Genomic DNA, 12,128 nt, shown 5'->3' on the forward strand with positions numbered 1-12,128 from the left:
ACGATACTGCCATTGGCAATAGTAAGTGTGATTCCCGTCACATTTTCCGGGGCAATGCGCACCTATACTCGTTTACAGATAGATGATGAAAGGAATGATTCGTATGACCGATATGCCTCATCATTGCAGCAGCATGATGGCGGGTAGCAATGGACAGGTGACACTTTGCGAACCGCTGGCCCAGTTGAAACGAGAGCATGGCCCCCTCAGGGAACAAATGGACGCCTTCGCCGGCATGGCAGCCGATATCGGCATGGATCAAGAAAAAACGGATTGGAGCCGGCAGCTTGCCGAGCTGAAAGAAAAGGTGGATGCCTTTGCCCGGGAGCTTGATCCTCACTCCGAGCGGGAAGAGGGAACCCTCTTTCCGCTCATGGCGAAATATATCGGCAGACAGATGGGGCCGATTGCCGTGATGGAATATGAACACGAACTGGCCAAGCAAAATCTGAAGACGTTCGGAGAAGCGGTGGCACAGGTGAAGGAGCCGGTGGATGCAGCGCGCGCGAAAGAGATCGCTTCCTATGCGCTGCAGGCTTATGCCGTGTTAACGGATCATTTCATGAAGGAAGAGAACGTACTGTTTCCGATGGCGGAAAACATGCTGAGTGCCGAAGAAAAGGAAGAACTCAGCCGTGCGCTGCGTCAACCGGATTGAAATTGACTTGCAGGAGTTGGGAAGAATGAAAGTATACCCACTGTCATTCGAGGAATCCTTTATCCATCCGGTGCTGGATAATGGTGTGTCCAAAGTCGTGAAATTCTCGTTTCCAAAAGGAAAGGTATTACAGAAACACAAGACGACCAGCGATATCCTGGTATTTGTGCTGCAGGGAAAAATCCGCTTCGTCGCCCATGAAGAAGTGGAACTGGCTCAAGCCAACATGATCTCCCTCGACAAGCAGGTGGAGCATGCCATCGAAGCATTGGAAGACAGTGTGGTTGTGCTGGTGCTGACACCCAGCCCGTCAGCTCATTCCGTGTTCAAACCGTAACGGCAGCGTGTCAGACCCGCCGTCAGCGTTCTTCCCGTTCGGACCGGCGGGTCAGCCAACGCTGCAGCACGATGGCCTGGTTGTGATCCGCATCTTTCGCGGCATAGAGAAGCGTGACCTTCTGTTCATCCGCCATGCCGCATATCCGGTCGACCAGTTCATGGCGGATCGGATCTTCTTCCAGTTCCCGTTCGTATCGTGCGCAGAATTCGTCAAACCGCTCCGGTTGGTGGCCGAACCATTTGCAAAGATCGGCGCTCGGTGCGATATCTTTCATCCACTCGTCGATCGCAGCCCGCTCTTTGGATATGCCGCGCGGCCAAAAACGGTCAACCAGGATGCGGACGCCGTCTTCGGGGGAGGGCGTGTCGTAAATACGCTTCACCAAAATCTGATGCATCATAGGAGTATCAGCCTTCTTTCACAGATTGCAGTGCTTTGACTGCGTCCATTATATCACTGCGGAGTCAGGAAATGAACCAAGGCCCGATGTTCAAGATACCGTCATGGTGAATCGCGAGGTGGAAACCGTGAGAGAGGTTAAGCGTCCAGCCCTTCCCCCTCATCTGCATATGTTTCCAGTAACATTCGCCTTTTTTGCTGCGGGAGCCTTGTTTTTTCTCGCGGCTCTTTTGTTTGGTGTATGGAAAGTGCCCCATTTGGTAAAAACAGCAGCTTTTCACTCTCCCGAGGGGATCCTGCTGGCCCATATGCTCCTGCTTGGTTGGGCAACGATGATCGCGATGGGTGCCAGCTACCAGGTCACACAGGTGCTGTTGCGCACCTCCATGTACAGTCGGAAACTCGCTTTTTTTCAAGTGATCGTGTATGTGGCAGGCGTGCTACTGTTGCTCGTCAGCTTTTGGAACTGGACGCCCCTTGGAATGGGGATGGGGGGCGGGCTCATCGTGCTGGCCGTCGCCGTCTATGCGTTCAATCTGGGCGTCACGTATGTTCGCAGCAAGCTGTGGACGCCGGTTACCGTGGGGGCAAGCCTGAGCCTGCTTGACCTGTGTGTGACGGTGGTGCTCGGCACGACCCTGGGCATTGCTGCATGGACGGGTTGGTCACCGGCACGATACGAGTTGCTGTTTTTCACGCATATGTGGTTCGGTCTGGTCGGCTGGCTGGCAGGTCTGCTCGTCAGCTACAGATTGAAGCTGCTGCCCATGTTTTATGTCTCAAGAAAGACAGGGACGAAGCTGAACTACGCGATCATCCTTTTCTTCCAGGCGGGAGTTTGGCTCGGGGCGGGGGGATGGTGGTCAGAGAACCGCATGCTTTCGAACACCGGACTGCTGTGCGTCGTCGTCTCCCTCGGCATACTTGGCTGGTTCGTGCGCGGCGTGCGGAATCAAAGCAGCGGCAAGCAGCCAATCGGCGCAGTGAGAGTGGCAGATGTGCTGATAGCCGTGACGTTTCTGTTGGCAGTGGTCTGGACACTCTTACATGTAGGCAGCGGGGCAGCCGCCCAATCGTACAGGGTCGTTTCCACCCTGATGCTGTATGTGGTACTCGGCTGGTTTTCCGCGTCCATCCTGGCGTATTTGACGAAAATCATCCCGTTTTTATGGTGGGCCCACCAGTTTCGTACCAAAGAGCAAAAAAAGGGAGCCGTGCTGTTGGCAGAGATGGTGCCACAAAGCAGGCTGACCATGGAGCTTTGGGGTTATCTGACAGGGGTTGGTCTGGTCATGTGCGGGAATCTTTTCGGCGCTTCCGCTGTTGCGGCGTTGGGAATCTGCATCATGCTTGCGGATGTCGCGCTCTTTTTGGTGGAATTGGCAAGGGTATTTCGGTATTGACATGAACCGCATTCAGAAGCGTTTCAGCGCATCCCTGTCCAAAATAATGATTTCCGAACGGGACATGTCAAGAATGCGCTGCTTTTTCAATTGATTTAACAGCCGATTTACCGTTTCTCTTGACGTTCCTACCGCATTTGCCAGTTCCTGGTGGGTCACGGGCAGCTCGATGTGAACAGAGGAACCTTTTACTTCTCCATGCTTGTCGGCCAATTGCAACAAAAAGGAAAGGATTCTGCCCTGCACGTCGTGGCCGGTAAACTGCTGAAGTTTTTGCTGCAGTTCAAGAATTTTGGCGCCCATGACATCGATAACCTTGATGGCGATCGACGGCATCGCCAGGATGAGCTTCTCAAAAGCGTGGACGGGAATCGCCAGGACGTGAGTGTCCACGAGGGCTTCCGTCGTTGCCGGATAAGGCGATTGATTAAAGAAACCGGTATGCGGAAACATATCGCCGGTTTGCAGCAGCGACACGATTTGTTCATGGCCCTCTTCGTCGGTTTTGTAGGCTTTGACGAGCCCGTCCTGAATGAAAAATACCGCTTCCTTTTCGCTTCCTTCCATAAAGATGGTCGACTTTTTCCGGAACACCCGGTCAATGGCAATTTCTTCGACGCGGGCCAGTTCCTGCTGGTTCAAGTCACGAAACAAGGGAACCTGCTGCAGCATGCGCTGTTTCTCCATAAATAGTCCTTTCCTCGCGTTTTTACTTACATTATAGCGAATAAGAGCGGTCTCTGGGTGTGAACATGATATGAACGAGGAACCAACCAGATTGAATAGCGAAGATGCGAAGCCCAAACGATATGGATGACTTGAAGGAAAGGTGCGCTTAACGGAAACCGAGACGCTCTTTTGCTTCTTCCGACATCTTGTCCGGCGACCATGGCGGATCCCAGACAACGTCCACCTTGACGGAGCGAATACCCGGTTGATTCTGCAGCAGTCGTTCGGCCCCGCCTGCGATGGTATCGTGCATGGGACAGCCCGGTGTCGTCAGCGTCATGCGAATGCAGACGTCTCCATCATCATTGTGAATCTCATACACGAGCCCCAAGTCGACAATGTTGACGCCGAGCTCGGGGTCGTATACCTGTTTCAACAGTTCGCGAATCTCTGCCGTATCCATTCTTACCACCTCCCATGTTCTCTGCGGGATCTGAACTGCCTATCGGGTAAATACGCGTGCGATCAGGCACACATAAGCCAATGAGAAAAGAGAAAGCGCCGCGCCGCTCCAAATGATCCACACATCGCTGCCCAATCCCAGACCGATGATCAGCAACAACAGACTGGCTGCGACCGCAGTCAGCACGTAGGCGACGTACCGATCTTCCAGCAGGTCAGCCATCGTTGGAATGGTGCCTTTGCCCACGCGGGGCCCGTATTTGTGCGTCCACCAGAGGAACGGGACGATCTTTGACAAATATCCGAGAATCGTCAGGGCGACCCAGCCCCACAGGTAGGCCCAGGCAAAGATCACAACTGCCCGTTCATCCGCTGCCCGTGCGGGAGCGAACAGGATGGCCGCAAATGCGATTGTGCTGGTCACGGCAAGTGCCCGCGTGCTGTAGACAGCCGCCAGCACGCCGGCGCCAGGGCTTTTTTTGTGATGCGCCTTGCGGATCTGCGTCGTATGCAGGTTGTAAGAGTATACCGCCAACGTGAACAATCCGACTGCCGCGCCAACAGCAGGGAAGGGGGCGGCGGTCAGGAAGGCGGCTGCTCCCGCAAGAACGGCAGCGTTCCACAAGATGGTAACCACGTATGCCGTTCGGTTGGACACACCGTGCGCCAGATAGAACATCGGCAGCATTTTGTAGCTGAAGCCGGTGATCAGCAGGCCGAACCAACCGAGCGTCCCCAACCAGATATGGGTGTAAAACAACCGTTCATGCCAGGTGGGCCACCAATGGAAGGCAAAGTTGAGACCCATGGCAAGTCCGATGAGCCCGGTCAGAAAGAGGTAGAAAACCGCGCTCGCCGTGCTGAACGTGATGGGATTCCACTGGGCGGCCCGGATCAGCGTCAGCGCAATATTGATGGCGAACAGGACGATGCCGATCCAGGCCAGTATGGCAAAGGCAGCGATCCAGCGTGTCTGTACCGCGGCAAAACCGGCTAGCAGACCGGCAGTGCCGACCGTAAAGACGGCATAGTTGACATACCCCAATGTGCGGCTGAACACTTCCTTTTGCAGCACAACGTGAAGGAGCTGATACACCGCACCCATGGCGATCATCGTCGCCCAACCGAGTACGAGCAAATGCACGTGAAACCACCCGGCAGGGCTGCGAGGGGGATGAACGATCCAGCCGGCCGCCTGCGCAAGCGTCGTCACATCGAGCAGCGCGAAACAAGCAAGCCCTGTTGCGATAAAGAGAAAAGGAAGGCGAAACATCAAACAGCCTCCTTTATGTTTTCTGGATCGTAACCAGCGCGGATCCGTCCGGCTGCTCCTCGATGGTATACGGATAGCCGAGTGTCGACAGCTCTTCGATCAAAAACACGGGAACCCGGTCGTTATGAATCACCACACGGTCACCTTTCCGGCATGTTTCCAGGGTTTTCAGGGTACGAACCATCGGCTGCGGAGGCTCCAGCCCCCGGTTATCCAATTCAATCGTCCGGGGAGAATCGCCATCTTCCTTCATTGGAGCGATGGACGGCCCCTGGTTGCTCTCTTCGTCCGATTCCCCATCTTGCAATTCATGTTTGCGGCTCTTGGGCACAAACGTCACTTTCCAGTGGTCTTGCGCCAACTGCTCGGTCTTGTAAGCAAACCCTTTCGTTTTCATGAGACCAAGCAGTGGAACGGGCTTGAAGGTGGCGTGCAGAATGAACGTATCATCCGGACCCAGTGTTTTGACCGTATCCATAATCAGTTGAAAAGGCTCCAGTTTTTTTCGCAAATGGGGGCGCACGTCCAATTCAACTGTTTGGGGAGAGGATTCCATTTTCATCATCTCCTTGTTGCGGCTGATTTATCAAAGCGTGACCGAGCGCGGATTTTGCCTTTTCATACAGCGCCGCCATGCCGCCGTAAAGCGCATAGAAGAAAGCGTCCGGCGCATCGAGCGAGAAGGATAAATACTCCTTCGGATCGATGTCAAGCATGTGCTCAAACAGGACGGCGCTGTCGTAGGCATAAAAACAAAAATGAACGAAGTGAAATTCCGGCATTTTCTCGTAAATGACCGTAATGTCTTTGGCGTAGCGCTCCACATTCCGCTCAGCCTCACGGATCATGGTGATGGCATCATCAAGGTCCACTTTGATGCGGATCGTTTTTTGGTCGAGAACGGTAACCGTTGCCACGGGCGATGTCCTCCTTATTTTTTGTCAATTTTCACCCGAAAGATGGCGGGGCCTTCCTCCAGATATTCCCAGGAAAATTGACCGGGATGCATCGATTCAAACTGGTATCGCAGCGGAATGGGATTATGGTCGTTAATCAGCAGCATCGCTTCACCGGGCTTCAATTTGTCGAACGTATCAAAAATAACCTTGTGCTTCAAATGCGGCGGATAATCCGGGGCATTGATCGTTGCGGCAAATTCGTTCATCTGAAAATCTCCTCCTTTAATAAAGTACCGGGATACATTTGATTATAGAAAGTTTGCCTGTTCCTCTTTGTGATAGGCATCACATAAACAAACACATAAGACTGGCGGCATGGTCAAAATGAATAAACGCATTCGTTTGGGAGATAATGGATAGGAAAATGTAGGGGGCGTTGACGCGTGGTCAGGCAAAGAAAAACGGATATTACCGAATCGAATGAGGAAGAGTTAAGGGGCACTTTTGTCTCCGTGCTTTTTGTTGGCGGATTTGTTTTGCTTTTGTGGCTCACGGTCTTCTGTCTTTATCTCCAGCGTTAACATCTTGCGGAAAATGGTGATCACATGTCACATGCTTATATGCCGCGATCAGAAAAGATTTGGCTTGCCATCGGCGGCTTTTCCCTGTTTGTGTTTTTGGTTGTGCTTGGAATATTGGCTTTTGGGATGGGGATGAATCCTCCTGGACATATGCGGACGATCGCCCCCGAGGCTGTGCATACAACCTCTCCCTTCCAGGAGCCCAAATTGGTGCAGACCGGGCCGAATACGTACAAGGCTACCATGGTTGCCCAGATGTTTAGCTTCGTTCCCAACGAACTCTCCATCCCTGTCGGTTCCACCGTCCATTTTGAACTGACGAGCCCCGATGTTGTTCACGGTTTGTTTATTCCCAATACCAATGTAAATATCATGGTGATTCCCGGTCATATTACGGAATTTACCTACACGTTTCACAGCAAGGGGGATTATTTGATATTGTGCCATGAATACTGCGGGGCAGGCCATCACTTGATGATGGGCAGATTGCTCGTCCAATAATCCCGTTCTCATACGAGCAAAGGAGTGCATGACATGAGTCTACCAGCACGCGAAGATGGAAAGGCGTCGCAATCATTCCGGTTTGATGTCAGCGATCGCACACTGATTCTTGCCCATCTGGGCTTCTCATTTATCGCCTTGTTGCTTGGAGCCATCGCCGGACTGTTGCAGGCCCTGCAGCGAACAGGTTTTATCACCCTGCCCGGCGGCATCGGGTATTATCAGCTGCTTACCATTCACGGTGTCATGATGGCGCTCATCTTTACCACCTTTTTCATTTTTGGCTTCCTCTATTCGGGGCTCGCCAAAACATTGGGCGGCACATTGCTGCCTTCTGCGCGCCTCTATGGGTGGATCGGGTATTACATGATGGTAATCGGCACGCTGATGGGAGCCTGGGCGATTCTCACAAACGATGCCAGCGTCCTGTACACCTTCTATGCTCCCATGAAGGCTTCCCCGATCTTCTACATCGGTCTTGCCCTTGTTGTCGTCGGCAGCTGGTTGGGCAGCCTGGCTGTATTTATCAATTATGCCCGATGGAGAAAAAATCATCGGGATCAGGCTTCCCCCTTGTTTGCCTACATGTCGGTGGCCACCATGGTACTGTGGGATATCTGCACCATCGGGGTCGCCATTGAGGTTGTGTTTCAATTGATTCCCTGGTCGCTTGGCTGGGTGGACCGCATCAATGTGGAACTAAGCCGCACCTATTTCTGGTATTTCGGCCATCCGTTGGTTTATTTCTGGCTGCTTCCCGCTTACATCTACTGGTATGTGAACATTCCCCACATCATCGGGGGCAAAATCTTCAGCAATTCGCTCCCGCGGGTGACATTTATCCTGTTTATCCTGTACTCCATTCCGGTCGGATTTCATCATCAACTGATGGAGCCAGGCATTTCTAACTTCTGGAAGTTCCTGCAGGTCGTCCTGACGATGACGGTCGTCATTCCATCACTCATGACCGCCTATGCCATTTTTGCCACCTTTGAGCTGGTTGGTCGCAAAAAAGGGGCAACCGGCCTGTTTGGCTGGTTCCGCAAACTGCCATGGTCAGACGTGAGATTTTTCTCCACCTTTTTGGGGATGGCCTTCTTTATCCCGGCCGGTGCGGGCGGAGTGGTCAATGCCAGCTATCAGTTAAACCAGGTCGTGCATAATACGCTGTGGGTCACGGGCCACTTCCATATCACGATTGCTGCCGCAGTGATCATGACCTTTTTTGCCATCGCTTATTGGCTGGTGCCCGCCTTGAACGGCCGCACGCTGACCCCTGCTGCCAATCGCTTTGGCTTGATTCAAAGCGGGTTGTGGGGCATTGGCATGTTCATCATGTCCACCAGCATGCACATCGTCGGGCTTCTCGGCGAACCGCGCCGAACGGCCTATACCGTCTACAATGATCATCCGGTTGTGGCTGCCTGGGCGGGCTATCGGTTCTTTACAGGGATCGGGAGCATCTTGCTGTTTACCAGCACCGTTCTCTTCCTTGCCATCGTCGCATACCTGTGGAGATGGGCGCCTCGCAGCAATCAGCCTGTCGAATACCCGATTGGACAGGCAGATGATCGCCATCCGCAGCCGCCCATGATTCTGGAACGTTGGTCGCTTTGGGTTGCCTTGACCGTCCTTCTCGTGCTGATCGCCTATACCATGCCCGTGTACGACATGATTCGTCATGCACCGCCGGGTTCACCGGGAATACGCAGTTGGTAAAATCGGCTTAGCAAGTACCGAATTGGGGATCTTGAAGTCCCCGATCATGTTGTTATTTGAAGTTTCGTGATCGCGCTCACATTTTCTTCTGGACGATCCCCTTATAATCAACACGACATCTTAAACAGAAGGAGTGGATGGGCCGATGTTTTGCTATCAGTGTGAACAGACTGCGCCGGGCGGCTGCAAGGTTATCGGTGTTTGTGGAAAAAATGAAGAACTTGCGAGTATTCAGGATACCATTATTTTTGCTTTAAAAGGAATTGCTGCCTATGCGACCCATGCTCGTCAACTTGGGTATATTGATCCGGAAGTGGACGGAATTACGCAGGAAGCCCTTTATTTTACGTTGACCAATGTGAATTTTAACCTGGAAGAGCATTTGCAGATGGCCATGAAGGTGGGGAAAGCGGCGATCAAGGTGATGGAGCTGTTGGATAAAGCTCATACGGAACATTTCGGCATTCCGCAGCCGATCACTGTCTCCCAAAATAAAATAGAAGGAAAATGTATCGTTGTTACAGGGCACAACCTGTATGCATTAGAAGAGCTGTTGAAACAAACAGAAGGGAAAGGAATCAATATCTACACCCATTCCGAGATGCTTCCCGCGCATGGCTACCCTGCACTGAAAAAATATCCCCATCTGAAAGGAAACATCGGGAAAGCCTGGTACGACCAACGCCGGTTGTTTGAGGAGTTTCCCGGCGCAATCCTGGCAACGACAAACTGTGTGATGCCAATCAAAGGTACCTACGCCGATCGCTTCTTTTCTTATGATGTTGCAGGCTTGGAGAATGTAACGAAAATCGAGAATGACAACTTTATGCCTCTGATTGAAAAAGCATTATCTCTGCCGGATGTTTCCATAGAATCGGAACAGACGTTGACGACGGGATTCCACCACGAAACGGTAATAGGGATTGCACCTGAGATTGTACAGGCGGTTAAGGAAGGGAAAATTAAACGCTTCTTTGTCATCGCCGGATGTGACGCTCCCGGCAAGGGTGGTGACTATTACCGTGAATTGGCAACATCTTTGCCTCAAGAAACGGTCATTCTTACTACTTCCTGCGGAAAGTTCCGCTTTAACGATGTGGATTACGGCACTGTGCCGGGTACCAACATCCCAAGATATATCGATTTGGGACAGTGCAATAATTCCATTTCTACCATTAAAATTGCAGCAGCGCTGGCTGAAGCGTTTGAGTGCGATGTAAATGAATTGCCGTTAAGCATCGTTCTATCCTGGTTTGAACAAAAAGCAGTCGCGATCCTTCTCGGTTTGTTTAGCCTGGGGATCAAAGATATCCGGATCGGCCCGAAATTGCCTGAGTTCATTCAGCCTGGGGTTCTGCAAGTGCTGCAAGACTTGTTCCATATCCAGTTGATCGGCGATGCCCAGGAGGATATGAAACAAATGCTGGGAATCAATTAACCCTTCGGGACTTGCTGATTCGGCACAAAAGTGGGACGTGAACTGGAATCCTGATCGCTGTGAACGATCATGCCAGTCACGTCCTTGTTTTGTACCACCCCGATATCGGGGACTTCCTACATGTTTCTCAGTGTGCCCCCTCCATCTCCTGCTTGCTGCGCCGGAAGGAGAAGACGTTGCCAAAACCGCGGATGTCATAAACGAGATTTGCCGCCGTGCAAGCGACGACGTGGCGGCTTGCGTGCAGCGGACGGACGATTTTTGCACGGCCGGACAAGTGGCGCAGCTGTTCAACCGTCACGCCTTTTTTGGCCAATGCTTCGTCAAACTCCTTCTGCGCCGCCTGTTTTGCTTTGAACAGCATCATCTGCACCCGGCTGTATACGTTGATCGCACCGTCTCCAGTCGTTTCAATCGGGAGAAAGATGGCATCGGGATATTTCTCCGTGATCAATGATTGAACCCCGTCGGATACGCCGGAAGAGGGCATGCAGCCGAACGGTTTGACGGAGACGGTCATGTTTGCTTTTCGTTTGGCTACGTTCAGGATGAGCTTCCCCACTTCCATATGCCCCTCGCCGCCGCGCAAATGGTTGTTATAGTGGCGATGGGCCACACGAGCGATTTCATCCATGTCGGGCAGGTGGTACCCGTACAGGCCGAGAGCGTGGGCATAGGTTTGGAACCAGACGCGGATGACGCGGTCCGCCAATTTGAGCAGGCGCAAACGCATGACCGGGTTTTTTCCTTTCAATCCGTAACGTCCGGAGTCCGCTTCCCGCAGGTACATCCGCTTCATCGTATCGTAACGGCCTTCCCAGATGAGATACAGGATCCAGGCCGTAACCGACTGCACATCGACCTCCGCGCCTTCGTTTTCCAGGAAACGCTGCAGCTGGTAGTTGCCGTCTCCCTCTGTGGTCATGGCCCAAAACTCGCCGATAATGCTGACTTTCGGTTTGACCCGGGTTCGATCCACCCGAACGGCTTGCAGTTCCTTCTGGCATTTCCATAATACCGGCATCAGATACTTTCGCCGGCTCAGGGCATCGTAGAGCATTCGTTTGCAGCGTTCAAGCGCGGCGTCCGTTGATCCCGGCACCACTTCGTAAGGACGAATCCGGTAGCCCAACGCATTCAAAATGTCTCCCAGCAGCACGGCCTTCAAAAAGCTGATAAAAAACGAACTGTCCAATTTGAGGGCGGAATCGCCCCCTGTTGCCTGTTTCAACCCGCTTTGCTGCTGGAACAAGAGGACGCGAAAACCGTCAAATCCCGCATCGCGCAGCGCTTTCCGGTACTCCGTGACATACGTTCCGAAGCGGCAGGGACCACAGGAGCCGCTGGTGACGAACAGATAGTTGCTGACGATTTCCTCTTTCGATTTTCCTTCTACATCGCGCAGATGATGCAGGTATTTGATCAGATTGCCCACCGTGAAGTACGTCGGGTTGCATTGGCCCCGGTTCCCGAATTCTTTGCCGAACCGGAGCGATTCGGTATCCGGGCAATCCAGGTGTTTTACCTTATATCCCAATCCGCTGAGGGCTCCCTCAACCAGATAATCGTGGGCCATCGTCAGCCCTCCGAAAAGGATCGTCGTGCTTGCGCGGTCTTTCGCCAAAAATTGGCGGGGGACCGGATCAAACCATTGTTCCTTTTTCTCTTGAGACAGCCCCAGCTCTTTTTCCAATTCGGCTTGAAATGTGACCAATTCGTCCTCATGGAATTGGCCGTTTTGGGATTGCTTGTCACTCATTGTCACAGACATGTTGGACCCTCCTTG

14 protein-coding genes are annotated in these 12,128 nt (G+C 52.6%); 6 read left to right on the forward strand and 8 right to left on the reverse strand.

Translation table 11 applies throughout. The annotated features are described in order from the left end of the window. Nucleotides 1-103 precede the first annotated feature (103 nt). Both G3578_RS02065 and G3578_RS02070 read left to right on the forward strand, forming a co-directional pair. Nucleotides 104-658, forward strand: a complete 555-nt coding sequence (locus G3578_RS02065; RefSeq protein WP_241254400.1) for a hemerythrin domain-containing protein — start codon at nt 104-106, stop codon at nt 656-658. 25 nt (nt 659-683) lie between these two features. Further along, the gene (locus G3578_RS02070) at nt 684-995 is read left to right on the forward strand and encodes a cupin domain-containing protein (RefSeq protein ID WP_165208114.1); all 312 of its coding nucleotides are present in this window, start codon (nt 684-686) and stop codon (nt 993-995) included. 22 nt (nt 996-1,017) lie between these two features. Here the strand turns inward: G3578_RS02070 and G3578_RS02075 are convergent, their stop codons facing one another. Continuing rightward, a complete protein-coding gene (locus tag G3578_RS02075) occupies nt 1,018-1,398 on the reverse strand; it encodes a DUF488 family protein, N3 subclade (protein ID WP_165208116.1) in 381 nt (126 codons plus the stop codon). Between the two features lie 256 nt (nt 1,399-1,654). On the opposite strand from G3578_RS02075, the gene G3578_RS02080 reads away from it, so the two are divergent. Next, complete coding sequence (locus G3578_RS02080) at nt 1,655-2,800, forward strand: hypothetical protein (protein WP_165208118.1); 1,146 nt, start codon at nt 1,655-1,657, stop codon at nt 2,798-2,800. Nucleotides 2,801-2,812: 12 nt separating this feature from the next. Here the strand turns inward: G3578_RS02080 and G3578_RS02085 are convergent, their stop codons facing one another. The 6 genes from G3578_RS02085 to G3578_RS02110 all read right to left on the reverse strand — a co-directional run bounded on the left by G3578_RS02085 (nt 2,813) and on the right by G3578_RS02110 (nt 6,369). Next, nucleotides 2,813-3,487 (reverse strand): Crp/Fnr family transcriptional regulator, encoded by a 675-nt coding sequence (locus tag G3578_RS02085; protein WP_165208120.1) that lies wholly within the window; start codon nt 3,485-3,487, stop codon nt 2,813-2,815. Between the two features lie 148 nt (nt 3,488-3,635). Further along, the gene (locus G3578_RS02090) at nt 3,636-3,932 is read right to left on the reverse strand and encodes a metal-sulfur cluster assembly factor (protein WP_165208122.1); all 297 of its coding nucleotides are present in this window, start codon (nt 3,930-3,932) and stop codon (nt 3,636-3,638) included. Nucleotides 3,933-3,971: 39 nt separating this feature from the next. Further along, nucleotides 3,972-5,204, reverse strand: a complete 1,233-nt coding sequence (locus G3578_RS02095; protein ID WP_165208124.1) for a hypothetical protein — start codon at nt 5,202-5,204, stop codon at nt 3,972-3,974. Between the two features lie 13 nt (nt 5,205-5,217). Continuing rightward, on the reverse strand, nt 5,218-5,760 hold the full coding sequence (locus tag G3578_RS02100; protein ID WP_165208126.1) for a DUF2249 domain-containing protein: 543 nt from the start codon (nt 5,758-5,760) through the stop codon (nt 5,218-5,220). After that, entirely contained in the window at nt 5,735-6,121 is a 387-nt protein-coding gene (locus G3578_RS02105; protein WP_206529404.1) for a hypothetical protein, read from the reverse strand. The genes G3578_RS02100 and G3578_RS02105 overlap by 26 nt, the downstream gene beginning before the upstream one ends. Before the next feature lie 14 nt (nt 6,122-6,135). Then, entirely contained in the window at nt 6,136-6,369 is a 234-nt protein-coding gene (locus G3578_RS02110) for a DUF2249 domain-containing protein (protein ID WP_165208128.1), read from the reverse strand. Nucleotides 6,370-6,894: 525 nt separating this feature from the next. Between G3578_RS02110 and G3578_RS21240 the strand changes: the two genes are divergently transcribed. The 3 genes from G3578_RS21240 to hcp all read left to right on the forward strand — a co-directional run bounded on the left by G3578_RS21240 (nt 6,895) and on the right by hcp (nt 10,342). Further along, complete coding sequence (locus G3578_RS21240; RefSeq protein WP_346773940.1) at nt 6,895-7,185, forward strand: cytochrome c oxidase subunit II; 291 nt, start codon at nt 6,895-6,897, stop codon at nt 7,183-7,185. Between the two features lie 33 nt (nt 7,186-7,218). Then, nucleotides 7,219-8,904: a b(o/a)3-type cytochrome-c oxidase subunit 1 gene (locus G3578_RS02120; RefSeq protein ID WP_165208132.1), complete on the forward strand. Its 1,686-nt coding sequence runs from the start codon at nt 7,219-7,221 to the stop codon at nt 8,902-8,904. A gap of 145 nt (nt 8,905-9,049) precedes the next feature. Continuing rightward, entirely contained in the window at nt 9,050-10,342 is a 1,293-nt protein-coding gene (gene hcp / locus G3578_RS02125; RefSeq protein WP_165208134.1) for a hydroxylamine reductase, read from the forward strand. Nucleotides 10,343-10,469: 127 nt separating this feature from the next. Here the strand turns inward: hcp and G3578_RS02130 are convergent, their stop codons facing one another. Continuing rightward, on the reverse strand, nt 10,470-12,113 hold the full coding sequence (locus tag G3578_RS02130) for a 2-hydroxyglutaryl-CoA dehydratase (RefSeq protein ID WP_165208136.1): 1,644 nt from the start codon (nt 12,111-12,113) through the stop codon (nt 10,470-10,472). Nucleotides 12,114-12,128: the final 15 nt, after the last annotated feature.

Origin of the sequence: Brevibacillus sp. SYP-B805 (assembly GCF_011059135.1) — a bacterium.
Taxonomy (GTDB): Bacteria; Bacillota; Bacilli; order Brevibacillales; family Brevibacillaceae; genus Brevibacillus_F.

What these genes read in the sequence shown, in the direction of transcription:
- G3578_RS02070 (WP_165208114.1), top strand. Translation starts at nt 684, where the DNA reads ATGAAAGTATACCCACTGTCATTCGAGGAATCCTTTATCCATCCGGTG.
- G3578_RS02130 (WP_165208136.1), bottom strand. Translation starts at nt 12,113, where the DNA reads ATGTCTGTGACAATGAGTGACAAGCAATCCCAAAACGGCCAATTCCAT.
- G3578_RS02120 (WP_165208132.1), top strand. Translation starts at nt 7,219, where the DNA reads ATGAGTCTACCAGCACGCGAAGATGGAAAGGCGTCGCAATCATTCCGG.
- G3578_RS02065 (WP_241254400.1), top strand. Translation starts at nt 104, where the DNA reads ATGACCGATATGCCTCATCATTGCAGCAGCATGATGGCGGGTAGCAAT.
- G3578_RS02085 (WP_165208120.1), bottom strand. Translation starts at nt 3,487, where the DNA reads ATGGAGAAACAGCGCATGCTGCAGCAGGTTCCCTTGTTTCGTGACTTG.
- G3578_RS02090 (WP_165208122.1), bottom strand. Translation starts at nt 3,932, where the DNA reads ATGGATACGGCAGAGATTCGCGAACTGTTGAAACAGGTATACGACCCC.
- G3578_RS02110 (WP_165208128.1), bottom strand. Translation starts at nt 6,369, where the DNA reads ATGAACGAATTTGCCGCAACGATCAATGCCCCGGATTATCCGCCGCAT.
- hcp (WP_165208134.1), top strand. Translation starts at nt 9,050, where the DNA reads ATGTTTTGCTATCAGTGTGAACAGACTGCGCCGGGCGGCTGCAAGGTT.
- G3578_RS02095 (WP_165208124.1), bottom strand. Translation starts at nt 5,204, where the DNA reads ATGTTTCGCCTTCCTTTTCTCTTTATCGCAACAGGGCTTGCTTGTTTC.
- G3578_RS02100 (WP_165208126.1), bottom strand. Translation starts at nt 5,760, where the DNA reads ATGGAATCCTCTCCCCAAACAGTTGAATTGGACGTGCGCCCCCATTTG.
- G3578_RS02075 (WP_165208116.1), bottom strand. Translation starts at nt 1,398, where the DNA reads ATGATGCATCAGATTTTGGTGAAGCGTATTTACGACACGCCCTCCCCC.